The organism is Brevundimonas sp. DS20 (assembly GCF_001310255.1).
In the GTDB taxonomy this organism is placed as follows: Bacteria; Pseudomonadota; Alphaproteobacteria; order Caulobacterales; family Caulobacteraceae; genus Brevundimonas; species Brevundimonas aurantiaca.
Map to the genome: position 1 here is coordinate 1,008,582 of NZ_CP012897.1, position 26,665 is coordinate 1,035,246.

At 67.7% G+C, this 26,665-nt stretch carries 25 protein-coding genes and 1 tRNA gene; 18 read left to right on the top strand and 8 right to left on the bottom strand.

The genetic code is table 11. The annotated features are described in order from the left end of the window. The first annotated feature begins 20 nt into the window (after nt 1-20). Nucleotides 21-641 carry an SCO family protein gene (locus JL11_RS04850; RefSeq protein WP_054764660.1) on the top strand — a complete coding sequence of 207 codons (621 nt, stop codon included), beginning with the start codon at nt 21-23 and terminating at the stop codon, nt 639-641. On the opposite strand, the gene JL11_RS04855 is transcribed toward JL11_RS04850, so the two are convergent. Next, a complete protein-coding gene (locus tag JL11_RS04855) occupies nt 638-2,281 on the bottom strand; it encodes a peptide chain release factor 3 (RefSeq protein WP_054764661.1) in 1,644 nt (547 codons plus the stop codon). The two genes, JL11_RS04850 and JL11_RS04855, sit on opposite strands and share 4 nt — an antisense overlap. Nucleotides 2,282-2,469: 188 nt before the next feature. Between JL11_RS04855 and JL11_RS17630 the strand changes: the two genes are divergently transcribed. Continuing rightward, a complete protein-coding gene (locus tag JL11_RS17630) occupies nt 2,470-2,625 on the top strand; it encodes a hypothetical protein (RefSeq protein ID WP_191554957.1) in 156 nt (51 codons plus the stop codon). A gap of 22 nt (nt 2,626-2,647) precedes the next feature. Here JL11_RS17630 and JL11_RS04860 read toward each other — a convergent pair whose 3' ends face one another. Next, nucleotides 2,648-3,022 carry a hypothetical protein gene (locus JL11_RS04860; RefSeq protein ID WP_054764662.1) on the bottom strand — a complete coding sequence of 125 codons (375 nt, stop codon included), beginning with the start codon at nt 3,020-3,022 and terminating at the stop codon, nt 2,648-2,650. 140 nt (nt 3,023-3,162) lie between these two features. Continuing rightward, a complete protein-coding gene (locus JL11_RS04865) occupies nt 3,163-3,813 on the bottom strand; it encodes a DUF1345 domain-containing protein (RefSeq protein WP_054764663.1) in 651 nt (216 codons plus the stop codon). Nucleotides 3,814-3,985: 172 nt separating this feature from the next. Here JL11_RS04865 and JL11_RS04870 point away from each other — a divergent pair, with 172 nt between their 5' ends. Then, nucleotides 3,986-6,103: a malate synthase G gene (locus JL11_RS04870; RefSeq protein ID WP_054764664.1), complete on the top strand. Its 2,118-nt coding sequence runs from the start codon at nt 3,986-3,988 to the stop codon at nt 6,101-6,103. Nucleotides 6,104-6,152: 49 nt separating this feature from the next. Here JL11_RS04870 and JL11_RS04875 read toward each other — a convergent pair whose 3' ends face one another. Both JL11_RS04875 and JL11_RS04880 read right to left on the bottom strand, forming a co-directional pair. Beyond that, the gene (locus JL11_RS04875) at nt 6,153-7,208 is read right to left on the bottom strand and encodes a mechanosensitive ion channel family protein (protein ID WP_054764665.1); all 1,056 of its coding nucleotides are present in this window, start codon (nt 7,206-7,208) and stop codon (nt 6,153-6,155) included. 57 nt (nt 7,209-7,265) lie between these two features. Continuing rightward, nucleotides 7,266-9,140 (bottom strand): PAS domain-containing hybrid sensor histidine kinase/response regulator, encoded by a 1,875-nt coding sequence (locus JL11_RS04880; RefSeq protein WP_082382599.1) that lies wholly within the window; start codon nt 9,138-9,140, stop codon nt 7,266-7,268. Nucleotides 9,141-9,331: 191 nt separating this feature from the next. Between JL11_RS04880 and JL11_RS04885 the strand changes: the two genes are divergently transcribed. The 10 genes from JL11_RS04885 to JL11_RS04925 all read left to right on the top strand — a co-directional run bounded on the left by JL11_RS04885 (nt 9,332) and on the right by JL11_RS04925 (nt 19,054). Continuing rightward, nucleotides 9,332-9,637: an STAS domain-containing protein gene (locus JL11_RS04885; protein ID WP_082382600.1), complete on the top strand. Its 306-nt coding sequence runs from the start codon at nt 9,332-9,334 to the stop codon at nt 9,635-9,637. Beyond that, a complete protein-coding gene (locus tag JL11_RS04890) occupies nt 9,634-10,002 on the top strand; it encodes a response regulator (RefSeq protein ID WP_054764668.1) in 369 nt (122 codons plus the stop codon). The genes JL11_RS04885 and JL11_RS04890 overlap by 4 nt, the downstream gene beginning before the upstream one ends. Further along, nucleotides 9,999-10,913, top strand: a complete 915-nt coding sequence (locus JL11_RS17870) for an Hpt domain-containing protein (RefSeq protein WP_231681399.1) — start codon at nt 9,999-10,001, stop codon at nt 10,911-10,913. The genes JL11_RS04890 and JL11_RS17870 overlap by 4 nt, the downstream gene beginning before the upstream one ends. Next, nucleotides 10,880-12,043 (top strand): chemotaxis protein CheA, encoded by a 1,164-nt coding sequence (locus JL11_RS17875; RefSeq protein WP_224761172.1) that lies wholly within the window; start codon nt 10,880-10,882, stop codon nt 12,041-12,043. Before JL11_RS17870 ends, JL11_RS17875 begins: the two co-directional genes overlap by 34 nt. Continuing rightward, nucleotides 12,040-12,552, top strand: coding sequence for a chemotaxis protein CheW (locus tag JL11_RS04900; protein ID WP_054764669.1), 513 nt, complete (start codon nt 12,040-12,042; stop codon nt 12,550-12,552). The genes JL11_RS17875 and JL11_RS04900 overlap by 4 nt, the downstream gene beginning before the upstream one ends. 23 nt (nt 12,553-12,575) lie before the next feature. Continuing rightward, nucleotides 12,576-14,630, top strand: a complete 2,055-nt coding sequence (locus JL11_RS04905) for a HAMP domain-containing methyl-accepting chemotaxis protein (RefSeq protein WP_054764670.1) — start codon at nt 12,576-12,578, stop codon at nt 14,628-14,630. Nucleotides 14,631-14,729: 99 nt separating this feature from the next. After that, nucleotides 14,730-16,565 (top strand): methyl-accepting chemotaxis protein, encoded by a 1,836-nt coding sequence (locus JL11_RS04910; protein ID WP_054764671.1) that lies wholly within the window; start codon nt 14,730-14,732, stop codon nt 16,563-16,565. Further along, a complete protein-coding gene (locus tag JL11_RS04915; protein WP_054764672.1) occupies nt 16,565-17,077 on the top strand; it encodes a chemotaxis protein CheW in 513 nt (170 codons plus the stop codon). Before JL11_RS04910 ends, JL11_RS04915 begins: the two co-directional genes overlap by 1 nt. A 41-nt stretch (nt 17,078-17,118) precedes the next feature. Further along, the gene (locus tag JL11_RS04920; RefSeq protein WP_054764673.1) at nt 17,119-17,973 is read left to right on the top strand and encodes a CheR family methyltransferase; all 855 of its coding nucleotides are present in this window, start codon (nt 17,119-17,121) and stop codon (nt 17,971-17,973) included. A 4-nt stretch (nt 17,974-17,977) separates the two neighbouring features. After that, nucleotides 17,978-19,054 (top strand): protein-glutamate methylesterase/protein-glutamine glutaminase, encoded by a 1,077-nt coding sequence (locus JL11_RS04925; RefSeq protein ID WP_054764674.1) that lies wholly within the window; start codon nt 17,978-17,980, stop codon nt 19,052-19,054. 89 nt (nt 19,055-19,143) lie between these two features. Here JL11_RS04925 and JL11_RS04930 read toward each other — a convergent pair whose 3' ends face one another. The 3 genes from JL11_RS04930 to JL11_RS04940 form a co-directional block, all read right to left on the bottom strand. After that, on the bottom strand, nt 19,144-20,901 hold the full coding sequence (locus tag JL11_RS04930) for a hypothetical protein (protein ID WP_054764675.1): 1,758 nt from the start codon (nt 20,899-20,901) through the stop codon (nt 19,144-19,146). A gap of 147 nt (nt 20,902-21,048) precedes the next feature. Further along, nucleotides 21,049-21,124: transfer RNA gene (locus JL11_RS04935), tRNA-Ala, on the bottom strand. Nucleotides 21,125-21,345: 221 nt separating this feature from the next. Next, nucleotides 21,346-21,807, bottom strand: a complete 462-nt coding sequence (locus JL11_RS04940) for a TIGR02300 family protein (protein ID WP_054766821.1) — start codon at nt 21,805-21,807, stop codon at nt 21,346-21,348. A gap of 124 nt (nt 21,808-21,931) precedes the next feature. Here JL11_RS04940 and aroA point away from each other — a divergent pair, with 124 nt between their 5' ends. The 5 genes from aroA to rpsA all read left to right on the top strand — a co-directional run bounded on the left by aroA (nt 21,932) and on the right by rpsA (nt 26,388). Further along, on the top strand, nt 21,932-23,251 hold the full coding sequence (gene aroA, locus JL11_RS04945; RefSeq protein ID WP_054764676.1) for a 3-phosphoshikimate 1-carboxyvinyltransferase: 1,320 nt from the start codon (nt 21,932-21,934) through the stop codon (nt 23,249-23,251). A 4-nt stretch (nt 23,252-23,255) separates the two neighbouring features. Then, entirely contained in the window at nt 23,256-23,582 is a 327-nt protein-coding gene (locus JL11_RS04950; protein ID WP_054764677.1) for a type II toxin-antitoxin system RelE/ParE family toxin, read from the top strand. Next, nucleotides 23,572-23,880 carry an addiction module antidote protein gene (locus tag JL11_RS04955; protein WP_054764678.1) on the top strand — a complete coding sequence of 103 codons (309 nt, stop codon included), beginning with the start codon at nt 23,572-23,574 and terminating at the stop codon, nt 23,878-23,880. The genes JL11_RS04950 and JL11_RS04955 overlap by 11 nt, the downstream gene beginning before the upstream one ends. Continuing rightward, nucleotides 23,880-24,524, top strand: a complete 645-nt coding sequence (gene cmk / locus JL11_RS04960) for a (d)CMP kinase (protein ID WP_054764679.1) — start codon at nt 23,880-23,882, stop codon at nt 24,522-24,524. Before JL11_RS04955 ends, cmk begins: the two co-directional genes overlap by 1 nt. 160 nt (nt 24,525-24,684) lie before the next feature. Beyond that, nucleotides 24,685-26,388: a 30S ribosomal protein S1 gene (gene rpsA, locus JL11_RS04965; RefSeq protein ID WP_054764680.1), complete on the top strand. Its 1,704-nt coding sequence runs from the start codon at nt 24,685-24,687 to the stop codon at nt 26,386-26,388. Nucleotides 26,389-26,665 lie beyond the last annotated feature (277 nt).

The window sequence follows — 26,665 nt, forward strand, 5'->3', positions numbered from 1 at the left end:
GGTTTTCGTCAGAGGTCGTCATGCCGCGTCGTTCCATCCTGCTGTTCGCCGGCGCCTGTCTCGCCATCGCCGCCGCCCTGGCCATCGTCACCGTGGTGGTGGTCGGCAATCGGCCCAGCGCGACCCGGGGCGAGATCGGCGCGACCGGCCAGCCCCTGGTCGGCGGCGACTTCCAACTGGTGAACCAGGACGGGCGTCCGGTCGATCAGACCCTGCTGAACGGCAAATGGAGCCTTGTCTTCTTCGGCTTCACCTACTGCCCCGAATTCTGCCCCACCACCCTGGCCGAGCTGGCCGCGGTGCAGCAGCGGCTGGGCGACAAGGCCGACGATCTCCAGATCGTCTTCGTCAGCATCGACCCCGAACGCGACACGCCTCAGCAGCTGAAGGACTATCTGTCCTCAGACGGCTTCCCCAAGGGGACCATCGGCCTGACCGGAACGCCGGACCAGGTGGCCCAGGCGGCCAAGGCCTACCGCGCCTATTACGAAAAGGTCGGCGAGGGGGAGGGCTATACGATGAACCACTCCCTGACCGTCTATCTGATGGGGCCCGACGGCCGGTTCCGCACCGCCGTCGCCTATGGCCTTGGGCCGGACAAGGCGACCCGGATCATCGAGGACGCGATGGCGCGGGGTTAACCCCGCTCCCTGGTCTTGGTGAAAGCCACCTTGGGGAACCGTTCGCCGACATAGCCGGTCTCCCAGCTGGACTTGGCCAGGAAGACCGGGGCCTGGTCGATGTCGCGGGCCATCTGGGGGCGGTATTTGCCCATGAAGTCCTCCAGATCGGCGTCGGACGCGTCGGAGGTCGGGGCGATCCAGCGGGCCTCGGCATAGGGGCTGGGTTCGAAGACGACGTCCAGGCCGTATTCCTCGCCCAGCCGGTCGGCCATGACCTCGAACTGCAGCTGGCCCACGGCGCCGACGATGAAGTCCGCCCCGATCTCCGGGCGGAACAGCTGGGTCACGCCTTCCTCGGCCAGACCCTCCAGCGCCTTCTTCAGGTGTTTGGCCTTCAGCGGATCCTTGACCCGGACCCGTTGCAGGATTTCAGGCGCGAAGTTCGGCAGGCCGGCGAAGCGCACCACCCCGCTTTCCGACAGGCTGTCGCCGACCCGCAGCACCCCGTGGTTGGGAATGCCGATCACGTCGCCGGCGAAGGCGTCCTCGGCCAGTTCGCGGTCCGAGGCGAAGAACATGATGGGCGCATTGACCGACAGGGACTTGCCGGTGTTCTGGACCTTCAGCCTCATGCCGCGCTTGAAGGCGCCCGAGGCCATGCGGAACATGGCGATCCGGTCGCGGTGGTTGGGGTCCATATTGGCCTGGACCTTGAAGACGAAGCCGGTGACTTCTTCGGCGCCGGGCTCCACCGTCGTCTCCACGGGCGCCGGGGCGTTGCGGGTCTCAGGCGGGGCTTCCTTCCGGGCCTTCATGACCTTGGGCGCCGGCGCCCAGTCGCCGATGGCCTTCAGCAGTTCGTCTATGCCGAAATGGCGCAGGGCCGAGCCCCACAGGACCGGCGTCAGATGGCCCTCCAGGAAGGCCTGGCGGTCAAAGGCCGGATAGCCGCCCTCGACCAGTTCGACCGCCTCGCTCAGCGCGTCCTGCTCGCCCGCCTCGAAATAGTGCGCCGCCTGGTCCAGGGGCAGGGCGGGGGGATGGTCGGGGTCCTCGGCGGCGCCGGCGGCCTTGCGGGCATAGGGCTGGAACCGGCCGGTCCCGACCTCGACCATGCCGCGCAGACGATTGCCGCTCTCGGCCGGCCACCAGATGGGCGCCGGGTCCAGTTGCAGCCGCGAGGCGATGTCGTCCAGCAGGGCCATCGGGTCCTGGGCCTCGCGGTCCAGCTTGTTGATGAAGGTGATGATCGGAATGTCCCGAAGACGACAGACCTCGAACAGTTTCAGCGTCTGCGGCTCGATCCCCTTGGCGGCGTCCAGCACCATGATGGCGCAGTCGGCGGCGGTCAGGGTGCGATAGGTGTCTTCCGAGAAGTCCTCGTGCCCGGGCGTATCGAGCAGGTTGAACATCTTGCCGTCGTGCTCGAACGTCATGACCGAGGCGCTGACGGAAATGCCCCGCTCCTTCTCGATCTTCATCCAGTCAGAGCGGGTGCGGCGGTTCTCGCCCCGCGCCCGCACGGCGCCGGCCGCCCGGATGGCGCCCCCGGCCAGCAGGATGTGTTCGGTCAGGGTCGTCTTGCCCGCATCCGGGTGGGCGATGATGGCGAAGGTGCGCCGGCGCGCGGCTTCTTCAGGCAGGGTCAGTGAGGACATGGCGCGCGACTAGCGCGCCCGGCGCAGAAAGTCACTCGCCGGAGCGCTGCGCCTTTGCGCCACATCAAATAACCCCTCGCCATAAGGGGCTATTGGAGTCATGCTCGGCTTTGAGGAAGCGATCAGGCCGTCAGAGCCGGGCGTTCCTCTCCCGGAGCGATCCGGGTTCATAGGGAAAGGAAAAGACGATGGCTGTGATCCATCCAGAAGACCGCGTTTCCGGCCTCGATCGCTCGTCCTACGAGCGTCCGCACAAGATGCACCCGGCCATAGGGCTGGCGATGGGCTTCGGCTTCATCTTCGCCGTGGCCGCCGTCGTGCACATCCTGTTCACGGCGCTCTGACGCGGGTTTGAAGGCCGCCGCTTCAGGCGGCGAGGCGGTTCCAGACGGCGCGATCGGCGGCGATCGCGTCGAGGCGACGGCCCTTGTCGTGCAGCTGTCCCATGACGGCGTCGGGCAGGGTGCAGAAGCGCGGCTCGACCAGATCGGGATTGCACCCGGCCTCGGGCGCGGCGAACAGGGCGGCGTTGACGTCCGGGCTGCGCTCGGCGATCAGCCAGGCCAGGCGGCGCGCCCGAGCGGGATCGTTGCGGTGCAGCAGCGGATCCTCGGCGAACAGCTCGCAACCCAGCTCCAGCACATAGTCGAAGCCCAGCTTCTCGAACCGGCGCGCGTCGGCGGGCGTGACCGGGCAGGCCTCGTCCAGGTCGAACACGACGTCGTTCAGAAGAAACAGCATGGGCGCGACGCCTTCGGCGATCCGGACGCGATGTCGTCCGTGATCCCCGTTCTAGCCGCCTTGGCTTGCAGTCCCGTTCACGGACGCGGTTAAGCCTTTGTGACCGGCGGGCTCACCCCGCGCCCATCACCCAGCGCCCATTACCCCGCACCTAGGGCGCCCACCGCCAGATTGACCGCCAGGGCCACGATCACGGTGTTGAAGACGAAGGCGGTCAGGCTGTGGACGCTGGACAGCCGACGCACGCCCCGGTCGCTGATCTGCACATCAGCCGTCTGGCAGGCCACGCCGATGATCAGGGCGAAATGCAGAAAATCCCAATAGTCGGGCTGGGTCTCGCCAGGAAACATCAGGCCGCCGCGGTCCCCGCCCTCGTGGTCCCGCTGATAGAAGGCGTGGGCATAGTGCAGGGCGAACATCAGATGGATGAAGGTCCAGGACAGGGCGACCGTCCCGAGGGCCAGCAGGCCGCCCGTCAGGGGAGAGCCGTGGCTGCGCGCCTCGCCGACCACCACGACGACGCTGGCCGCCGCCGCCAGAAGGCTGAGCGGCAGGACGGCTGCGCCGGTCTGATCCAGGGCGGCGGCGCGCCGGCGGATCGCATCGGCGTCCTGGGCCCGGGCCATCCGCGCCAGGGTGGCGGCGATGAAGACCGCGACCCCGGCGATCCAGCCATAGGCCGTCCGGGTCAAGGCGTCGTCGGCCACGGGGGTGAGGAGGGCGACGGCGATCACCACCCCCAGGCTGGCGAGGAGGACGCCGTAGAGGCGAAGGGGGCGAAACAGGCTCATGACCGCCGATCATGACGCCGGGCGCGCCCTCGGCAAGAGGCGACCGAGCCCCCGCGTCCCCCTAGACGAAAAGCGAAGGGGCTGACGCGACGTGACCCTTGCGAAGCCCGGCGTGGTCGGCTTACGTGATCACGCATTGTTACAGCCTGGCCGCCGCCGGAAAGGGTTCCCCATGACCGTTTATGAAGATCGCGCTGGATTGCAGGTCGCGGCCGAACTCGCGGCCCTGATCGAACAGGAGGTCCTGCCGGGCCTGGGCCTGGACCCGGCGGGCTTCTGGTCGGGAACGGCGGCCGTCTTCGCCCGGTTCGCCCCGGAAAACCGCGCCCTTCTGGCCCATCGCGACGCCCTTCAGGCCCGGATCGACGACTGGCACGACGCGCGTCGAGGCCGGCCCTATGACGTCGCCGCCGCCCAGACCTTCCTGCGCGAGATCGGCTATCTGGTTGAAGAGCCTCAGCCCTTCACCATCGGCACGACCGGGGTGGACGCCGAGATCGCCCGGATGGCGGGGCCGCAGCTGGTGGTCCCGATCCTGAACGCCCGCTTCCTGCTGAACGCGGCCAATGCCCGCTGGGGCAGTCTGTATGACGCCCTTTACGGGACGGACGCCCTGGGCGACCTGCCGAAAGGCGGCGGCTATGATCCCGAACGCGGCGCCCGGGTCGTGGCCCGCGCCAAGGCGTTTCTGGACGAGGCCGTCCCTCTGACCGACGGTTCCTGGTCCGATCTGACCGACGCGGACGCCGTCGTGCTGAAGGATGCAGCCCAGTTCGTGGGACGGACGGAAGGCTCGCGCCTGTTCCGCCACAACGGCCTCCATATCGAGGTGATCGTCGACCGCGCCCATCCGGTCGGGCGCAGCGACCCGGCGGGAATCGCCGATGTGGTGCTGGAATCGGCCCTGACCACCATCTGCGACCTGGAGGATTCGGTGGCCGCCGTCGATGCGGCGGACAAGGTCTGCGCCTATCGCAACTGGCTGGGTCTGATGAAGGGCGATCTGGTCGAGACCTTCGACAAGGGCGGCAAGACCCTGACCCGTCGTCTGAACCCGGACCGGGCCTTCATCGCGCCGGACGGTTCGACCCTGACAATGAAGGGGCGTTCGCTGCTGTTCGTGCGCAACGTCGGCCATCTGATGACCACCCCCGCCGTCCGGCTGCCGGACGGGTCCGAGGCGCCGGAAGGGATTTTGGACGCCGTCGTCACCAGCCTGATCGCGCTCTACGACATCAAGGGGCTGGGCGGGCTGTCCAACAGCGCGACCGGCTCGGTCTATATCGTCAAGCCCAAGATGCACGGGCCGGACGAGTGCGGCTTCACCAACCGTCTGTTCGACGCGGTCGAGGATCTGCTGGCCCTGCCGCGCCACACGATCAAGGTCGGGGTCATGGACGAGGAGCGTCGCACCTCGGCCAATCTGGCCGCCTGCATCCATGCGGTGAGGGACCGGATCGTCTTCATCAACACCGGCTTCCTCGACCGCACCGGAGACGAGATCCACACCGCCATGCGGGCCGGCCCGGTGGTGCGAAAGGGCGACGTCAAGTCCAGCGCCTGGATCGCCGCCTATGAGGCGCGCAACGTCGCCATCGGCCTGAAATGCGGCCTGTCGGGCAAGGCCCAGATCGGCAAGGGCATGTGGGCCGCGCCCGACCGGATGGCCGACATGCTGGAGCAGAAGATCGGCCACCCCAGGACCGGCGCCAACACCGCCTGGACGCCCAGCCCGACGGCCGCGACCCTGCACGCGCTCCACTATCACGCGGTCGATGTCTTCGCCGTCCAGGCCGAGGTGGCGACGCGGCCGACGCCGGGGCTGGACGATCTGCTGACCCCGCCCCTGGCGAACGGCGTCAACTGGTCCGAGGACGAGGTGAAGGCCGAGCTGGACAATAACGCCCAGGGCATCCTCGGCTATGTCGTCCGCTGGATCGACCAGGGGGTCGGCTGCTCCAAGGTGCCCGACATCCACGACATCGGCCTGATGGAGGACCGCGCCACCCTGCGGATCAGCTCCCAGCATATCGCCAACTGGCTGTTGCACGGCGTCTGCACGGCCGAACAGGTGGACGCGGCCCTTCTGAGAATGGCCGCCAAGGTGGACGCCCAGAATGCGGGCGACCCGCTGTATCGTCCCATGGCGCCCGATCCGGACGCCAGCCCCGATACAAACCTGGCCTATCAGGCGGCCCGCGCCCTGGTGTTCCAAGGGGTGGAGCAGCCGAACGGCTATACCGAGCCCCTGCTTCACGCCTATCGGCTGAGGGCCAAGGGGCAGCGTTAAAACCCTCCGTCACCCTCGGGACAAGCCCGAGGGTGACGGGTTTCATGGTCTAATCCCCCGTCCTTCCCGGCGGCTTATCCGGCGCGGGCTCCAGCGGGCCTTCTTCATCCTCGGCCTTCATCAAGTCCTCGGCGGCGTCGTTGCTGGCGGCTGTCTGCCTCTGGGGCGCGGCGGGCGTCGGCTTGGTTCCGCGACCATAACCCAGCCGGCCCAGCGCCTCGTCGCCCTCCAGGCCGAAGGCGCTGCGAATCCGCAGGTCGGTCTGGGGGAAGGGGACTTCGATTCCGGCCCCGTCCAGGGCGTCGGCGATCAGCCAAGTATAGGCCGCGTGCATGGCCGCCGGTCGCTTGACCGCCTCGCGCGTCGGCCAGACCAGCAGTTCGAACTCCAGGCCCTTGTCGCCGAACCCCACCAGCCAGACCTGGCTCTTGCGCGCCTCGGTCTCGGGCAGGGTGAAGGGGCTGGACCGGGCGCAGGCCAGCACCGCCTCGCGCACCCTGCCCCGATCCGACCCATAGGCGACGGCGAAGGGGACATGGATCCGCCGGGTGTCGCCCTTCAGCGTCCAGTTGGTGACCGGCTGTTCGATCAGCCGCGAATTGGGCACCAGGACATTGACGTTGTCATTGGTCCTGACCCGCGTCGCGCGCGGCCCGATCTCCATGATGGCGCCGCGAATGCCGATGTCCTCGATCTCGATATAGTCGCCGACAGAGACCATCCGGTCGAAGATCAGGAACAGGCCCGAGACGAACTCCTTGACCACCCCTTGCAGGCCCAGACCCACGCCTATGCCCAGGGCGCCGGCGAAGACCGCCAGGGACGACAGGTTCAGCCCCGCCGTCGACAGGGCCGCCATGACGCCCAGTATGATCACCGCATAGCCGGACAGCCGCTCCAGCAGATACAGGGCCTGACGGCTGCGTTCGGCCCGTTCGCGCACGCGCCGCAGGGCGCGGGTGATCAGCCAGCTGACGCAGAAGGCGCCGATCAGGATCACGCCTGCGCCGACCAGACCGCCGACGGTCAGGCTGGCCCCGGCGATCCGCAGGACCGGCGACTGTTCGATCGCCTCCAGGTTCAGCTTCTCGATCGTAGAGACCATCCGCCTCAAGCGCGCGGCGAAAGGCCAAGGTTCCGCCCGCGATGACGCGCGTTTCCGTCAGTGACCCATGACGGCCTGGATTTCGCCGAACAGCCCGGCGGAGGTGAAGGGCTTGCCCAGGTGACGGTTCGCCCCGGCCTCCCGACAGGCGGCCACATGCTCCGCCTGGGTATTGGCCGTCAGCATGATGATGGGCGCCGGCGGCCGACCCGCAGCCTGTTCCCGGTCGCGAATGCGAGCGACCGCCGTGATTCCGTCCATCCGAGGCATCTGGATGTCCATCAGGATCAGGTCGAACCGTTCGCGCTCCACGGCCTCCACCGCCTCCACCCCGTCCTCCGCCATGACCACGTCGGCGACGCCGTCCAGCATCATCTCGACGATCCGCCGGTTGGTGGGGTGATCGTCGACGACCAGGACGTTCATTCGCCCTTGCGCCGCCGCAGCCCCCGGGTCGTCGCAGACGGCGGCGAGGGGGATGTCCAGCCAGAAGACCGAGCCCCCGCCCTCGCGCGGTTCGCCGTCCACCTCGCCGCCCATAGCCCTTGCCTGCTCGCGCGCCAGAGCCAGACCCAGCCCCATGCCGCCGAAGCGCCGCGTCAGGGCGTCGTCGCTCTGATGGAAGGGGGTGAACAGGGCGTCCTTCTTTTCAGGCGCGAAGCCGACGCCCGTATCCAGACAGGCGAAACGGATCACGCCGTTCTCGCGGCCTTCGATCCTCAGGCGGATCTCGCCCCGGTCGGTGAACTTCAGTCCATTCTGCAACAGGGGCGTCAGGATGCGCCCCAGGGCCTCCGCGTCGCCCAACAGCCGGGCCGGGAGGTCGGGCGAAATCTCGAGATGCAGGGCCAGACCCTTGGCCTCCGCCGCCGCGCGGTGGGGCGCGACAAGCTGTTCGGCGAAGGCGGTCGGCTCGAACGGCCCGGCCTTGGGCGCGCTGGGCGCAGCGCCCATGCGCGACACGGCCATCAGATCCTCGAAACGGTGCTGAAGCGACGTCGCCGAGGCCCGAATCATTGCGGCGATCTCGCGGATGTCGACGGTGTCGGCGCGACTGTCCAGAAGGTCGGCGCCGGCGATCACCCCGTTCAGCGGCGTGCGGATCTCGTGGGTGATGTTCGATATGAAGGCGCTGCGGGCGTGATTGGCGCGTTCGGCCTGCTCCAGGGCGGATCGCAGGGCGTCTGCGTCTCGCTGTCTCTGGGTCACGTCTTCCGCCAGGCCGATCAGATGGCGCAGACCGTCGTCGTCATAGGTGGCGACCTTGGTCGCCTCCAGATAGCGGACGCCGCCGCGGCCGTGATCCTCATGCACGGCGGTCTCTCGGCCTCTGGTCATGGCGGCGGCCGTCCATTCGGCCAGGCTCGAAGGCAGGACCTCGGCGGGCTTCAGCCCCGCCAGGCCCCCCACCCGGTCGAACAGGGTCTCTGCGGCCCTGTTGGCCAGGATGAAGCGTCCGGTCCGGGCGTCCTTGACCGTCAGGGCCAGGGGCAGGACATCGATGACCGTATTCAGAAAGGCGCTCGATTCCGTCTCGGCCGTCACGTCCTCCGACTTGGCCAACAGCCGCACGATCCGGCCTTGATCGTCGCGGACCGCGCTGACCAGGGTGTTCAGATAGAGGCCCGCGCCGTCCTCAGCGCCTTCGGACCTGGAAAGCCGGGCGCGGAAGGAGAAGGCGCGACCGGCCCGCGCCTCCCTGACCGCAAGATCCACCGAGGCGCGGCAGGCGGACGGCCATATGTCGCGCCAATCCTGGGCGGGGTCGTTCGGAGCGGAAGTTCGAAGTCGCCGCGCCGCGCTGTTGACGTAGACTATTCGCCCCGAGGGGTTAAGCAGCCATACATTCGCTGGACAAGCTTCTGCGAGTTGGGCGTGAAAAGCATCGCCTTCGTAAGCCGTCTCGGCTTGAGGAGCGAACCTGTTCAACATTGAACTCCTAAACACTCAACACGATTCAGCTCCTCAGTATGCCGCACGGAGATGAAGTCGGAGTAAATCGGGCCGGTGAAATATTGCCCGCGCAAGTCTAGGTACATCTGCGTATGGCAAGCTTGAGCGGCATTTAACCATCCACGTCAATGATGCTTCCAGTTGTAGCGCCATAGCCGTGCGGGGGATGGATGAGACGAGTGTTGGTGGATGCGGCCCTGGTGGTTCGCAATGTCGCGGGTCTGCGCCAGTCCATTCTGGACGCCTTCGAAGAGGACGACGCCGTCACCCTGGACCTGGTCGAGGATCAGGCCGTCGATCTGTGCGGCGTCCAGCTGATCGAGGCGGCGCGCCGTCAGGCCCAGGCCGTCGGCAAGACCTTGAGCCTGGCGCATCCGGGCGAGGCGTTTCGCCCGGTGCTGGAAGCGGCGGGTTTTCTGACCGAGGCGTCCGAGGACGACCTGCGGTTCTGGTTTCATGAAGGATCGGTTCAATGACGGCTTCCATCCTGACCGTTGACGACTCGCCCAGCATCCGCATGGCCTTGAAGATCGCCCTGACCGGCGCCGGCTATTCGGTCGCCGAGGCCGGCGACGGCGCCGAGGGCATCGCCAAGGCCAAGGCCAGCGCCTTCGACCTGATCATCACCGATCTGAACATGCCGGTCATGGACGGCCTGACCATGATCGAAGAGATGCGCCGCATGCCCGAACAGATGGGCGTGCCGATCGTCTTCCTGACCACCGAGTCCGACGAGGGCATGAAGGCGCGGGCCAAGGCCGCGGGCGCCACGGGCTGGCTGACCAAACCGTTCGATCCCGACCAGCTGGTGCGGATCGCTAAGAAGGTGCTGGGCCGATGAACGAAGCCATCGCCATCTTCCAGGTTGAGGCGCGCGAGAACCTGGAACTGATCGAACAGGGCCTGCTGGACCTGCTGGATCGTCCCGAAGACCGGGATCTGGTCGATGCCGTGTTCCGCGGCCTGCACACGCTGAAGGGGTCGGGGGCCATGTTCGGCTTCGACGCCCTGGCCGGCTTCACCCACCATTGCGAAACCGCCTTCGACCGGGTCCGCAAGGGCGAGGTGGCGGCGACCACGGATCTGGTCTCTGCGGTTCTGGCCGCCCGCGACCACATGCGACAGCTGCTGGAGGATCCGTCGGGCGATCACGGCGCCGCAGGCGACGCCCTGCTGGCCGATCTGGAGCGCGCAGTGCGCGAGGCTGACGGCGCCGCCGCGCCGGAAACACCGAAGGCCGGCGCGACGACCTGGCGCGTGAAGTTCGAACTGCCCGCCGACGCCTTCCGCAACGGCGCCAACCCCCTGGCCCTGCTGAACGAGCTGCGCGACCTGGGCGAGGCCCATGTGGTGGTCGATACCTCGCGGGTGCCGCCGCTCAGCCGGATGGAGCCGACCGACCTCCATCTGGGCTGGACCGTCACCCTGACGACCGAGCACGGCCGCTCGGCGATCGAGGACGTCTTCATCTTCGTCATGGACGAGATGACCCTGAGCATCGAAGCGGTGGACGCCGAAGCCGCCGCGCCGCAAGAGGCTCCCCAAGCCGCCCCCCAAGCCGCCCCCAAGACGCCCCCCAAGACGCCCCGGTCCAGGCCGCCGCCGAGCCGGCTCAGGCTCCGGTTTCGGCGGCCAAGCCCGCCGCCGTCGCCCCTGCTGCGCCCGCCGCCGAACCGGCTGAAGCAGGCGGCGCCAAGGCCGCCAAGGCTGCTGAGAGCGTGCGCGTTCCGGCCGACCGCCTGGATGAGCTGATGGACCGGGTCGGCGAACTGGTCATCGCCCAGTCCCGCCTGAGCCAGATCGCCGCCGGCGGGACCGACGTGGCCCTGCGCGCCGTGTCGGAAGAAATCGAGCGCCTGTCCGGCGAACTGCGCGACACCATGATGGTGCTGCGGATGGTGCCCGTCTCGACCCTGTTCGGCCGTTTCCGCCGCCTGGTCCACGACCTGGCGCGCGAGACGGGCAAGGCGATCGAACTGTCGACCGACGGCGAGAGCACCGAGATCGACAAGACCGTCATCGAGCGTCTGGCCGACCCCCTGGTCCACCTGATCCGCAACGCCGCCGACCACGGTCTGGAAACGGCCGAGGACCGGGCCGCCGCCGGCAAGCCGGCTACGGGCCGCATCCGCCTGTCGGCCCATCAGTCGGGCGGCGAAGTGGTCATCACCATCCGCGACGACGGCCGGGGCATCGACCGCGACCGCGTCCGCGCCAAGGCCGAGAGCCAGGGGCTGATCGAGCCCGGCGCGGCGATCAGCGACCATGACCTGCTGCAGATGATCTTCCATCCCGGCTTCTCGACGGCGGCGGCGGTCACCAACCTGTCGGGCCGCGGCGTCGGCATGGATGTGGTCAAACGCACCATTGAGGGCCTGCGCGGCTCCATCGACATCGCCAGCCGGCCCGGAGAGGGGTCGGAGGTGTCGCTGCGCATCCCCCTGACCCTGGCCATCATCGACGGCCTTCTGGTTCGCGTCGGCCACGGCCGCTACGTCATTCCGCTGGACGCGGTCGAGGAGTGTCTGGAGCTGTCGCTGGACGAGGATCTGCGTTCGCGCGGCCGCAGCTTCATCTCCCTGCGCAACAGCCTGGTGCCCTTCCTGCGCCTGCGCGAGATGTTCGACACCGGCACCCCGCCCGAACTGCATCAGAAGGTGGTGGTCGTCTCGACCGGCGCCGAGCGGATCGGCCTGGTCGTCGATCAGATCATCGGCGACCACCAGACGGTGATCAAGTCGATGTCCAAGCTTCATTCCGGCCTGCCGACCTTCTCGGGGGCCACCATCCTGGGCGACGGCGGCGTCGCCCTGATCCTGGACGTGGGCCACCTGGTCGCCAAGGGCCAGCAGCAGGAGGCGCAGATGCGTGAGGCGGTATGAGCGAGACGGCTGAAACCACCGGCTGGACCGGCGCGGAGCAGATGGAGGTCCTGACCTTCGAGCTGAACGGCGAACTGTTCGCCCTGGAGGCCGTCGCGGTGCAGGAGATCATGGACCTGGCGCCCGAGACGGTGGTGCCGGGGGCCGGCGCCTTCGCCGGCGCCGTGATCAACTTCCGCGGCAAGGTCATCCCCTTGTCGGATCTGCGCGTCGCCTTCGCCATGGAGCGGGGCGAGCCCACCATCGACAGCCGCATCGTGGTCATCGAGATCGATCTGGACGGAGAGCCGACCCTGGTCGGCCTGCGCACCGACAAGGTCCATGAGGTCACCACCCTGGCCCGCGCCGACGCCGAGGCCCCGCCCAGCGTCGGCATGCGCTGGCGGCCCGAGTTCATCCAATGCCTGGTCAAGCGCGACGGCGAATTCATCGTCGTTCCCGCCCTCCAGACCCTCTTCAACCAACAGCACGACGCCCGCTCGCCGGTCGCGTCCGCCACGCGTCACTGACCGGCTCTTCGGGGAGAACAGCCATGCGTTTCACGATTAAGGCCAAGCTGGCCGCCGGCTTCGGGATGATGATCGTCCTGCTGATCGGGATTGCGTTCCTCGGGATTCACAGCCTGGGCAGCTTCAACAAGGCCATGGACGACGTCATGTCGGGCCCGGCCAAGCGACTGGAGAATTCGCAGACGGCGAACATCCGCCTGCTGGAGTCGATCCGGGCTGAAAAGAACCTGATCCTCTCGACCACGCCGGAGGAAATGCGTCGTCACATCGAAACGGGTGAGACGGCCCGCGAGGAGATGGCTGAACTTCTGAAAGCCGGCGAGGAGAAGGCGTCCGAGGTCAACAAGCCTGACTGGCAGCGGCTGGAGGCCCTGCTGGCTCAGATGACGACGATGGAGGGCCGCATGGCCGACCTGGTGCGCTCGGGCCAGCACGCCCAGGCCATCGCTCTGTCGACCGGCGAATCGCGCGAGATCGCGGTCGAGATGTCGGAGATCTTCGCCAAGATCGTCGAGCGCAACCAGGCCGCCATGGTGAAGGCCGATCAGGACACGTCCAAACAGTACGCCGACACCCGCAACCTGGTCATCGGTCTGACGATCGCGGCCCTGGCCATCGCCGTCGCCTTCGCCCTGTGGATCGCCTTGGGCATCAGCGCCGGCCTCAGCCGTCTGATGACGGTCGCCGACGCCGTCGCCATCGGCGATCTGGACCAGCGGATCGAGATCAAGTCGAACGACGAGATCAAGGACCTGGTCGGGGTGTTCAACACCATGACCGACAATCTGAAGGCCACGGCCGCCATGGCCGATCAGATCGCCATGGGCGACCTGAGCGTCGAGCCCAAGCCCCTGTCGGACAAGGACACCCTGGGTCTCTCGCTGCAAGGCATGACCCGGAACCTGCGCGCCACGGCCGCCATGGCCGATCAGATCGCCGTGGGCGACCTGAGCGTCGAGCCCAAGCCCCTGTCGGACAAGGACATCCTGGGCCAGGCCCTGCAACGGATGACGCTGAACCTGCGCACGACGGCGGCGATCGCCGACGAGATCGCCCAGGGCGACCTGACGGTTCAGCCCAAGCCGCTGTCGGACAAGGACACCCTGGGCCTGTCGCTGCAGTCGATGGTGGAGCGTCTGCGCGGCGTGGTCGCCGACGCCCTGTCGGCCGCCGACAACGTCTCCTCGGGCAGCCAGGAGCTGTCGGCCACCTCCGAACAGATGAGCCAGGGCGCCACCGAACAGGCCGCCGCCGCCGAACAGGCCTCGGCCTCGATGGAGGAGATGGCCGCCAACATCAAACAGAACGCCGACAACGCCGCCCAGACCGAGAAGATCTCGCGTCAGTCGTCGAGGGACGCTGAGGCCAGCGGCGAGGCGGTCAACCGCGCCGTGGACGCCATGCGCACCATCGCCGACAAGATCGGCATCGTGCAGGAGATCGCGCGTCAGACCGATCTGCTGGCCCTGAACGCGGCGGTCGAGGCCGCCCGCGCCGGGGAACACGGCAAGGGCTTCGCCGTCGTCGCCTCCGAGGTCCGCAAACTGGCCGAACGCAGCCAGACGGCCGCCGCCGAGATCAGCGCGGTCTCGGGCGACACGGTCAAGGCCGCCCAGGAAGCGGGCGAGATGCTGCAACGTCTGGTGCCGGACATCCGCAAGACCGCCGAACTGGTCTCGGAAATCTCCGCCGCCTGCCGCGAACAGGACGTCGGCGCCAGCCAGATCAACGAGGCCATCCAGCAGCTGGACAAGGTGACGCAACAGAACGCGGGCGCCTCGGAAGAGATGTCGGCCACCTCGGAAGAACTGGCGGCCCAGGCCGAAGAGCTTCAGACCTCGATCGCCTTCTTCCGCACCGACTCGGCCGGCGGTCGCGGCGGACGGGCTCCGGCCCGCGCCCCCCGCACCTCGACCTTCAAGGCGCCCGCCAAGTCCGCCGCCCGTCCGGTCGGCAAGTCGGCGTCCCCTGCGAAATCCCCGGTCCACGCCCAGCAGGCCCGGGCCCAGGGCTTCGCCCTGGACCTGACCAGCGGCGGCGCCGACGCCGAGGACATGGACTTCCGGGAAAGCGCCTGATGTCCGGAATCTCCGTCCTCCAACATCGCCGACCCAGTACCGTCCTCAGTAACCCGCGTCCGCCATTCGCCGACCTGACTTCAGAAAAGGGGCTCTGAAATGCGCCTAACGATTAAAGCAAAACTGGCCGGCGCCTTCGCCGCCGTCCTGGCGATCGCCATGGTTCTGGGCGTCGTCGGCGTCATAAAGATGAGCGCGGTCAACGATCAGTCGACCGTCATCACCGAAAACTGGATGCCGAGCATCGACGCCATCCACAGCCTCAATACGGCGACCTCGGACCTGCGGGCCCAGCAGTACGCCCACATCACCTCGACCGATCCGGCGCGCATGGCCGAGGTCGAAAAGGACATCGCCGCCACGCTCGACACGATCAAGAGCGAACGGACGAAGTATGAGGCCCTCATCTCCTCGGACGACGAGCGGGCGCTCTACAATCAGTTCGCCGGCAAGTTCGAAAACTATCTGCGGGACGGCGAGCGGATGCTGACCTTCTCGCGCGTCAATCAGAACGAGGCCGCCGCCGAGGCCATGCGCGCCAGCAAGCCGCTGTATGACGACCTGTCGGCCGACCTGCTGAAGCTCGTGAACCTGAACGTCGACGGCGGCAAGGCCGCCAGCGTCGAAGGCGACAAGGTCTTCGCCGAAGCCCGGACGATGTTCATCGCCCTGGTGGTCGCCGGACTGGTGATCGGCGTGGTCGCCGCCCTGTGGATTTCGCGCACCGTCACCCTGGGCCTGCGCAAGGTCTCCACGGCCATTGAGGCGGTCGCCATCGGCGACCTGGATCAGGACATCAAGGTCACGACCAATGACGAGATCAAGGATCTGGTCGATACGGTCGATCGCATGACGGCCAATCTGCGCGCCACCGCCGCCATGGCCGACGAGATCGCCCAGGGCGACCTGACGGTCCAGCCCAAGCCCCTGTCGGACAAGGACACCCTGGGCCTGTCGCTGCAGTCGATGGTCGAGCGCCTGCGCGGCGTCGTCGCCGACGCCCTGTCGGCCGCCGACAACGTCTCTTCCGGCAGCCAGGAACTGTCGGCCACGTCCGAGCAGATGAGCCAGGGCGCCACCGAACAGGCCGCCGCCGCCGAACAGGCCTCGGCCTCGATGGAGGAGATGGCCGCCAACATCAAACAGAACGCCGACAACGCCGCCCAGACCGAGAAGATCTCTCGCCAGTCGGCCAAGGACGCCGAACTGAGCGGCGAGGCCGTGACCCGCGCGGTGGACGCCATGCGCACCATCGCCGACAAGATCGGCATCGTGCAGGAGATCGCGCGTCAGACCGATCTGCTGGCCCTGAACGCGGCGGTCGAGGCCGCCCGCGCCGGGGAACACGGCAAGGGCTTCGCGGTCGTGGCTTCGGAAGTGCGCAAACTGGCCGAACGCAGCCAGACGGCCGCCGCCGAGATCAGCGCGGTCTCGGGCGACACGGTCAAGGCCGCTCAAGAGGCCGGCGACATGCTGCAGCGCCTGGTGCCGGACATCCGCAAGACCGCCGAACTGGTCTCGGAAATCTCCGCCGCCTGCCGCGAACAGGACGTCGGCGCCAACCAGATCAACGAGGCCATTCAGCAGCTCGACAAGGTGACGCAACAGAATGCGGGCGCCTCGGAAGAGATGTCGGCGACCTCGGAAGAACTGGCGGCCCAGGCCGAAGAGCTTCAGGCCTCCATCGCCTTCTTCCGCACCGACTCGGCCGGCGGCCGCAGCGGACGGGCTCCGGCCCGAGCTCCCGCCCGCGCCTCGACCTTCAAGTCGCCGCCCAAGCCCGCCGCCCGTCCGGTCGCCAAGGCGGCTGCCCCGGCCCAGTCTTTCGCCAAGTCTCCGGTCCACGCCCAGCAGGCCCGGGCCCAGGGCTTCGCCCTGGACCTGACCAGCGGCGGCGCCGACGCCGAGGACATGGACTTCCGGGAGAGCGCCTGATGTCCGGCCCCGTGGAAAAAGCGGGTGCGGCTGAAGGTCAATACGTCACCTTCGGCCTGGGCGAGGAGGTCTTCGCCGCCCCGGTCGGGCTGGTGCGGGAGATCCTGACCTATCAGCCCCCGTCGCGCATCCCCAACAGCCCCGCCTATCTGATGGGTCTGACCGATGTGCGCGGCCAGGGCGTTCCCACGGCGGATCTGCGGATCCGCCTGGGGATGGCGCCGGTCGAACCGACCCTGAACACCCGGATCCTGGTCCTGGACATCCCGCTGGAGGACCGGACCCTGAGCCTGGGTCTGGTCGCCGACCGGGTGTTCGAGGTGACCAGCTTCGCCGCCGACCAGATCGAGCCCTCGCCCGACATCGGCATCAAATGGCGCTCGGACTATATCTCCGGCGTGGTGCGGCGCGACGACGGCTTCGTCGTCCTGATCGACCTGCCTCGCCTCCTGTCCACCACTGGCGATGCGGCCGATCTCGCCGCCTTCGCCCCTGTCGAACGCGCCGCCTGAGGGCGGCGCGAACGGCCCATAAAAAAGAAGAGAGAAACGCCTTGTCCCAAGCGGCGCTAGAACGGTCCGCCCCCACGCTTGATCAGATCAGCGCCCGCAACTTCGAACGGTTGGCGCGCTACATCTATGACTACAGCGGCATCAAGATGCCCTCGTCCAAGCGCACCATGCTGGAGGGACGGCTGCGTCGCCGGCTGCGCGTCACCGGCCATGAGACCTTCGACCGCTATTGCGACTATCTGTTCAAGGACGGCGGTCTGGAGACCGAGTCCGTCTTCCTGATCGACGCGGTCACGACCAACAAGACCGACTTCTTCCGCGAGCCGCGCCATTTCGACTATATGGCCAGCCACGTCCTGCCGGAGTTCAAGGCCGCCGGGCAGCGTCGCATCCGCGCCTGGAGCGCGGCCTGTTCGACGGGCGCCGAGCCCTATACGATGGCCATGGTCCTGCAGAAGTTCGCCGACGAAGAGGGCGGGCCGGACTATCAGATCCTGGGCACCGATCTGTCGACTGAGGTGCTGGAGACGGCCCTGCGCGGCGTCTATCCCGACGAAATGCTGACGCCCGTGCCGGCGGACATGAAGCGCTGGGTGATGAGGGCGCGCGACGCCAGCCGCCGCGAAAGCCGCATTCATCCGTCCCTGCGGTCCAAGCTGTCGCTGGCGCGGCTGAACCTGATGGACGACGCCTATTCGGTCGGCGATCCGTTCGACATGATCATGTGCCGCAACGTCATGATCTATTTCGATAAACAGACCCAGGCCAAGGTTCTGAACCGTCTGTGCGCCCGTCTGCGGCCCGGCGGCTATCTGTTCATCGGTCATTCGGAAAGCATCACCGGCATCGAACTGCCGCTGGTCACCGTCGCCAACACCATCTTCCGGAAGACCTGACCTCATGCCCAAGGTTCGTGTTCTGGTGATCGACGATTCCGCCAGCGTGCGCCAGACCCTGGTGGACGTGCTGTCGGCGGATCCGCAGATCGAAGTCATGGGGGTGGCGTCCGATCCCTTCGTCGCCGCCCGCCGCATCGCCGAGGACGTGCCCGACGTCATCACCCTGGATGTGGAAATGCCGCGCATGGACGGCATCACCTTCCTTCGGAAACTGATGTCTCAGCGCCCGATCCCGGTGGTCATGTGCTCCTCCCTGACCGAGGCGGGCTCCGAGACCCTGATGCAGGCGCTCGAAGCCGGCGCCGTCGACATCATCCTGAAGCCGCGGATCGGGGCGGCGGACCATCTGGCCGAGAGCGGCGACCGCATCCGCGACGTGGTCAAGGCCGCCGCCCGCGCCCGCGTCGGCGCCCGCCGCCCGACCGCCCGGACGCTGGATCCCGGCACCAAGCTGACGGCCGACGCCATGCTGCCGCCGCCCAGCGGCGCGGCCATGGCCCGCACCACCGAAATGGTCGCCTGTCTGGGCGCCTCGACCGGCGGCACCGAAGCCCTCCGCGAAGTCCTGCAGGCCCTGCCGGCCAATGCGCCGGGGATCGTCATCGTCCAGCACATGCCGGCCGGCTTCACCGCCGCCTTCTCCAAACGGCTGAACAGCCTGTGCGAGGTCGAGGTCAAGGAGGCCCAGCACGGCGATCCCGTCCTGCGCGGCCACGTCCTGATCGCGCCGGGCGACAAACACATGCTGCTGGAACGCCAGGGCGCCCGCTATCAGGTGGCGATCAAGGACGGTCCGCCCGTGTCGCGTCACCGGCCCTCGGTGGACGTCCTGTTCCGCTCGGCCGCCCGCGCCGCCGGCCGCAACGCCATGGGGGTCATCATGACCGGCATGGGCGACGACGGGGCGCGCGGCCTGCTGGAGATGAAGGAGGCCGGCGCCGTGACCGTGGCCCAGGACGAGGCCAGCTCGATCGTCTTCGGCATGCCCAAGGAGGCCATCGCCCGGGGCGCCGCCCAAAAGATCATGGCGCTGGAACATATCGCGCGCGAAATCATGGCGGTCGATCGGTCGCGCTGAACCAGGCCTGGTCTTCGGCCTGTTCGACAGTTGACGCCGCGCCGACGGAGACGTCGGCGCGGCGTTATCATTTCAGGGCTGCGTGATCTTCAGAACAGCAGGTCGGCGAACTCGTCCGCCTCGGCCGGCGCCGCTTCGACGGCCGCCGTCTCGGCCTGAGCCTCTTCGCCTTCCGGCGCAGCGTCCTTGGGAACGGCGTATTCGGCATGGATCAGCCGTTCGCGCGCCATCGTATAGCAGCGCCCGATCTCGTTCATCGCCTCGTCCAGGGCGGCCTCGATCTGGGACAGGTCGTCCACCTCGGGCCCTGCGGCCTCGACCAGGGCGGCGGCGGCGGCGTGAAGGGCGTCGCCCATGTCGGCCTTCAGCCCCAGCTGTTCGGCGGCGACGGTCAGGGACCGCGCCGTGGCGGCGCCCTGGTCGCTGAGGCCGCTCAGGTCGTGCTCGACCACGTCGGCGGCCTGGCGCAGACGGCTGCGCACCCCGTTCAGACGACCGGCGTCCACCCGCCCGTCCTGATCGCCGCCCGCCGGCCTGTCATTGGCGACGCCCGCCAGGGCGTTCAGGGAGCTGAGCGTCAGATCGGCCTCTTCCTCCAGCTGGCCGGCGTGGCTGCTCAGCTCGATGGCGATCACGCTCAAAGGCTTGCCGATGTCGCCCAGGCGGTTGGAGCGCAGGCTGCTGTTGATGGCCATCTGCTGGATGTCGCGCTTGACGCCCTGGATGGCGCCGACCCGGCGCGACAGGGCCTCGACCGCCGAGACGGTTTCGTTGCTGATCCTGTGGGCGTTGGCCATGGCCGCAGTCACGTCGCCGACGAGAAGGCCCGCGTGTCCCAGGCTCTCTTCCAGTTCGCGCAATCCGCCCTTGCCGCCCCGGCCGCCCAGGGCGTTGACCGCCAGGATCTGGGCCGTGTCCGCCGCCATGCCGTTCAGGCTCTGGGTCACCTTGACCGCTTCCGCCTCGAAATCGGCCGCGATATCGGACATCTGGGCCGCCAGCATGTGCAGCAGCCGACGTTCGGCCCGGTCGCGCGCCTCCTCGGCCAAGTCCGACTGGGCCGCCAGGCGGCTGGCGACGCGCAGGCCCAGCTGGACGTGTTCGATGCGCTGACGGGTGATGTCGCCGATCTGAAGCGCCATCAGGGCCTTGCTGACCTTGGTCTGGATGTCGCGGGCTATGGCCGCGATCGAACGGGCGACGTCGGCGATCTGGGTATGCTGTTCCTGAATGGCGCGGGCGTCGACCGCCAGCCGGTCCGGCACGGCGGGGATCAGGGCGGCGTATTTGCCGCTCAGGGTCTGTTCGAACTCCAGGGCCTGTTGCAGGCGGGTCGACAGATCCGTCAGCTGATCGGCGAGTTCGTCCAACTGGCCGACGCCCAGGTCCAGCTGGCTGCACATCCGCTCGGCGAAGCCGGCGAACTCGTCCGACGCGCGGATGGTGGACCCGGCCGTTATCTTGACGTTCAGCGCAAAGGCCCGGAGGTAGCGCAGCGTTGTGCGCATCGAGTCGATATTGGCCTGAAGCTGGGCGCCGGCGACCTTGATGTTGGCGAAATAGGCGATCCGGTCCTGCTGGGCCTCCGGCAGGGCGTTCAGTCCCTCGGCCGTGGACAACAGGTCCTGGGTCGTGTCCGACACGGATTTGGCGTCCAGGGTGACCTCAAGCCGATCCAGGGATTCGATCAGTCGTCCCACCATTTCCAACGACCCCGCCAGCCGGCCCCCGGCGTCGGAGAAACGGCTTTCGATCAGCGCACGCGCTGTTTCGAGCTGGTCGATGATGGCTGTCGGCTGGACGGGGAAACCGGCCGTGACGGCGAAGTCATGATGCTGGATGTTCACTAACCGTCTCGTTCTGAGCGTCGTTCGGTGAAACATAGGCCGCAACTTACCAACTGAGGGTAAACGCCTTTGCGGCGGCGGGCGGAGTCGATCAGGGTCCGGAAAATTAAAAGGGGCCGGCTGCGTCGCAGCCGGCCCCTTGGAAACTGGTGGAGCTTAGCGGAGTCGAACCGCTGACCTCTTGCATGCCATGCAAGCGCTCTACCAACTGAGCTAAAGCCCCGGACCTTGCGGTCTGGTTCGCCCGGTTCATCTTGCGATGGCCCCCGGCGAGGCGGCGGAACCTATGTCAGAGCTTTTTTAGGATCAAGCCCGTTTCGACATTTATTTTCACATCGGTTCCAGGTGTGAAAAAGGGCAGAGATTTCAAACCGCAAGGGTCCGAAAGCCTGTCCGCCCGCCGCGTCTCCCTAAAGGGAAATACGGCGGGCGCAACAAAAAAGATCAGTCGTCGTCGTCGCGCGACGGCTTGGCGATTTCGTCGTCCAGGTCGTCGTCGTCTTCGTCCTCGATGAAGGGCACCGAGTCGTCGTCATCGTCGCCCAGGTCGTCATCGTCGCCGTCGGTCGAACCCATGCCCGGCTCGTCTGCGGCGTCGGCGGGGGAATCGTCGTCGTCGTCAGGCGTCAGGATCGGCTCGTGGCCTTCCTCGTCGATTTCCGGGGCGCGGATCTCTTCGTCCTCGTCCTCTTCGCCGTCGGCCGCCTTGTCCTTGACCTGATCTTCGGCGTCCTCGTCGTCGGTCGGATAGCCGGGACGGGCGCGGCGGCTGCGCAGCTTCAGGGCTTCTTCGGGATCGAAGTCCGTGCCGCATTTGGGGCAGTGGGCGGGGCGGCGGTTCAGGTCGTAGAACTTAGCCTGGCAGTTCGGGCAAACCTGTTTGGCGCCCAGTTCGGGATTGGCCACGTTTGGAACCTTCAACGGGTTGAATTCGGGGCGGTCCCTTGCCACCCCTCGGAGCCGCTGTCAAAAGCTGTCTTTCGCGCCGCCCGCGCGGCCCTTTCGACAAGCCAGCCTGAAGCGGGTGAAAATGCCGTCCCAACTGACCGCCAGCCGTTCGAACGCTCTCGCCGGAACGGTGCGGGCGCCGGGCGACAAGTCCATGTCCCACCGTTCGATGATCCTGGGCGGCATGGCCTCGGGCGTGACCGAGGTCGAGGGCCTTTTGGAGGGCGACGACGTCCTGGCCACCGCCCGGGCGGTCCAGGCCTTCGGCGCCAAGGTCGAACGGATCGGCGAGGGGCGCTGGCGGATCGAAGGGGCGGGGGGCTTCAAGACGCCCGCCTCGGTGATCGACTGCGGCAACGCCGGCACCGGTGTTCGCCTGCTGATGGGGGCGGCGGCGGGCTATCCGCTGACGGCGACCTTCGACGGCGACGCCTCCCTGAGAAGGCGGCCGATGAAGCGCGTCACCGGCCCGCTGGCCGACATGGGCGCCCGGTTCGACTGGCGGGCCGCCGAGGATCGGCTGCCGGTCGCCCTGACCGGCGGGACGCTGACGGCGATCGACTATGTGCAGACCGTGGCCTCGGCCCAGATCAAGTCGGCCATACTGCTGGCCGGACTGAACGCCCAGGGCGTCACCTCGGTGACCGAGCCGGAAAAGAGCCGCGACCACACCGAGCGGATGCTGCGCGCCTTCGGCGCCGAGGTAGGTGTCGAAGAGATGGGCCAGGGCTGGGTCGTCTCTTTGAAGGGGGGACAACCCCTGACCGGAACCTTCGTCGCCGTGCCGGGCGATCCGTCGTCCGCCGCCTTCCCCCTGGCCGCCGGCCTGATCGTTCCGGGTTCGGCGGTGACGGTCGAGGGGGTCATGCTGAATCCCCTCCGCACCGGCCTGTTCGCTGCCTGGCGCGACATGGGCGCCGACCTGACGATATCGAACCGGCGCGAGGCCGGCGGGGAAGCGGTCGGCGACGTCACCGCCCGGCATTCGGCGCTCAAGGGCGTGGTCGTGCCCGAAGACCGCGCCGCCTCCATGATCGACGAATATCCGATCCTGGCCGCCACGGCCGCCTTTGCGGAAGGCGTCACCGTGATGCGCGGGGTGGGCGAAATGCGGGTCAAGGAAAGCGACCGGATCTCGCTGATGGTCGAGGGCCTGCGCGCCTGCGGCGTCCAGGTCGAGGAAGAGCCGGAAGGCTTCATCGTCACGGGCGCCGGGGAGGGCGGGTCGGTGCGCGGCGGCGGCCTTGTCCACACCGCCCACGACCACCGCATCGCCATGAGCCATCTGATCCTGGGCTTGGCTTCGGATCAGCCCGTCTCGGTCGATGAGCCCGGCATGATCGCCACCAGCTTCCCCGGCTTTGTCGAGATGATGAACGGCCTGGGCGGGCGGATCGCTTGATGAAATGTCGCCTATAGACGACAGTGGGGATGTTGAGATTGAACTGACGCCGCAGTTCGTCGCTTGGCGCGCTAGGCTGCGGGACGCACGGGCGTTGGCGAAGATCGCCGATCGGCTGACAAGGCTTCAGTTCGGGCACTGGGGCGACGTCAAACCCATCGGGGAGGGCGTCAGCGAACTGCGGATCGACGTCGTTCCCGGCTACCGCGTGTACGCGTTCCAACGGAACCGCACCTGGGTCGTCGTGCCTGGCGGAGGCGACAAGTCGTCCCAAAGGCGGGACATAGAGGCGGCCTTGCTTCTGGCGAGAGAGTTGAGAAATGCCGATTGAGACTGTCCCCTTCGACGCCGCCGACTTTCTCGACACGCCGGAGGCGGTTGAAGAGTTTCTGGTGGCGTCGTTTGAATCCGCCGCCGAACTGGGCGATCCGCGCCTGATCACAAATGCGCTCGGCGTGGTCGCCCGGGCCAAGGGCATGAGCCAGATGGCGCGCGACGCCGAACTGTCGCGCACCGCCCTCTATCGCGCCCTCAGCGAAGACGGGCGGCCTGAGCTTTCGACCATCTTCAAGGTGATGCAGGCCCTGGGTCTTCGCCTCGCCCCTGTTCGCGTGGACTCCGCCGCCTGATGTCCCTGATCATCGCCGTCGACGGCCCGGCCGCCTCGGGCAAGGGCACCATCGCCGCGCGGCTGGCGCGGACCTATGGCCTGCCGCATCTGGACACCGGCCTGCTGTACCGGGCCGTGGGCGTCAGACTGCTGGAGGCCGGCCGGTCTCTCGATGACGAGGCGGCCGCGACCGAGGCTGCGCGGTCCCTGGACGTCGCCGCCCTGTCCGACGATCCCCGCCTGACGACCGGCGAGGCGGGCGAGGCGGCCAGCCGCGTGGCGGGCCATCCCGGCGTCCGCGCCGCCCTGTTGGACCTGCAGCAGGCGTTCGCCGCCCAGGCGGGCGGGGCGGTTCTGGACGGCCGCGACATCGGCACGGTCATTGCGCCCCACGCCCCCGCCAAACTGTTCGTCACCGCGACGCCGCAGGTGCGCGCGACGCGCCGCTGGAAACAGCTGACGGCGCGCGGCTTCGACATCGGCTTCGAAGAGATGCTGGCCGATATCCAGCGCCGGGACGCGCGCGACGCCGGCCGGGGCGCGGCCCCCATGGTCCAGGCCGAAGACGCGGTCTTGCTGGACACGACCGATATGGATATAGAGGCCGCCTTCGATGCGGCCCGCCGTATCGTCGAGGCGGCGCGCGCGAAACGGGGTCTTTAGACCTCTCCCTCGCAAATCCAACGCGCCACCCTCGGCTTCCGCGGGCGTTCTGACCGATCCGGCCTCGCATCCTGACGACCTGCCTATCCTTTTTGACGTCCACCTCGCGCGAGGCCGTTCGGTCGCGCGCCACAGCCCCTACGGAACGCTTTTCAGCTCCATGACTGACACCCTCACCCCCACCCGCGACGATTTCGCCGCCCTGCTCGACGAACAACTGTCGGGCCGCGACTTCGGCGAAGGCCAGGTCGTTCACGGCCGCGTCGTCGGCATCGAAAAAGACATCGTCATCATCGACGTCGGTCTGAAGACCGAAGGCCGCATCGCCATGCGCGAATTCGGCCAGGGCGAAGACGGCGCCCTGCCCAAGGTCGGCGACAATGTCGAAGTCTATCTGGAGCGCGTCGAAAACGCCCTGGGCGAGGCGGTCATCAGCCGCGACAAGGCCCGCCGCGAAGAAGCCTGGACCCGTCTGGAAGCCGTGTTCGCCGAAGGTCATCCGGTCAACGGCGCCATCGTCGGCCGCGTCAAGGGCGGCTTCACCGTCGACCTGGGCGGCGCCTCGGCCTTCCTGCCGGGCTCGCAGGTCGACATCCGTCCGGTCCGCGACGTCGGCCCGCTGATGGGCAAGGAACAGCCGTTCCAGATCCTGAAGATGGACCGCCCGCGCGGCAATATCGTCGTCTCGCGTCGCGCCATCCTGGAAGAGGCCCGCGCCGAACAGCGCACCGAGCTGGTCGGCCAGCTGCAAGAGGGCGAAGTCCGCGACGGCGTCGTCAAGAACATCACCGACTACGGCGCCTTCGTGGACCTGGGCGGCATCGACGGCCTGCTGCACGTCACCGACATGTCGTGGAAGCGCGTCTCGCACCCGTCGCAGGTTCTCGCCGTCGGCGACACCGTCAAGGTCCAAATCGTCAAGATCAATCCGGACACCCAACGCATCTCGCTGGGCATGAAGCAGCTGCAGTCGGACCCCTGGGACGGCGTGGAAGCCAAATATCCGGTCGGCGCCAAATACACGGGCCGCATCACCAACATCACCGACTACGGCGCCTTCGTGGAGCTGGAAGCCGGGGTCGAGGGCCTGGTGCACGTCTCGGAAATGTCCTGGACCAAGAAGAACGTCCATCCGGGCAAGATCGTCTCCACCTCTCAGGAAGTGGACGTGGTCGTCCTGGACGTCGACGCCTCCAAGCGCCGCATCTCGCTGGGCCTGAAACAGGCTCAGGACAATCCGTGGGACGCCTTCGTCGCCAACCACCCGATCGGTTCGACCGTCGAGGGCGAAGTCAAGAACGCCACCGAGTTCGGCCTGTTCATCGGCCTGGACAACGACATCGACGGCATGGTCCACCTGTCCGACCTCGACTGGTCGGTCTCGGGTGAAGAAGCCATCCAGCGCTATCGCAAGGGCGAGATGGTCAAGGCCAAGGTCCTGGACGTCGACGTCGAGAAGGAACGCGTCTCGCTGGGCATCAAGCAGCTCGGCGGCGATCCGATCGGCGAGGGCGATGCGTACCGTCGCGGCCAGCAGATCACCGTCACCGTGACGGCGATCGAGTCGGGCGGCATCGAGGTCAAGTTCGGTGAAGACGACGCCCCGGTCACCGCCTTCATCCGCAAGTCGGACCTGTCGCGCGACCGCAACGAGCAACGTCCGGAACGCTTCGCCGTCGGCGACCGCGCCGACGCCATGATCACCGCCGTGGACAAGGCCTCGCGCCGCATCTCGGTCTCGATCAAGGCGCTGGAAATGAAGGACGAACAGGAAGCCATCGAACAGTTCGGCTCGTCCGACTCGGGCGCTTCCCTGGGCGACATCCTGGGCGCCGCGCTGAAGAACGCCGGCTCCAAGGAGTAAGGCGCTCGCCGCAAGGCGTCAGGCGCTTCGCTCAAGCAGCGAAGCGCCGCGCGCTTCGCGATAGCGGACCTCGCTCAAGCAGCGGAGCGCCGCGCGCTTCGCGATAGCGGACCTCGCTCAAGCAGCGAAGCGCCGCGCGCTTCGCGGTAGCGGACCTCGCTCAAGCAGCGAAGCGCCGCGCGCTTCGCGGTAGCGACGAAAAAAGATCAAGGCGGCGGGAGCGATCCCGCCGCCTTTTTCCTGTGCGGCGGCGGCCAATGACCGGAACCGGACATAA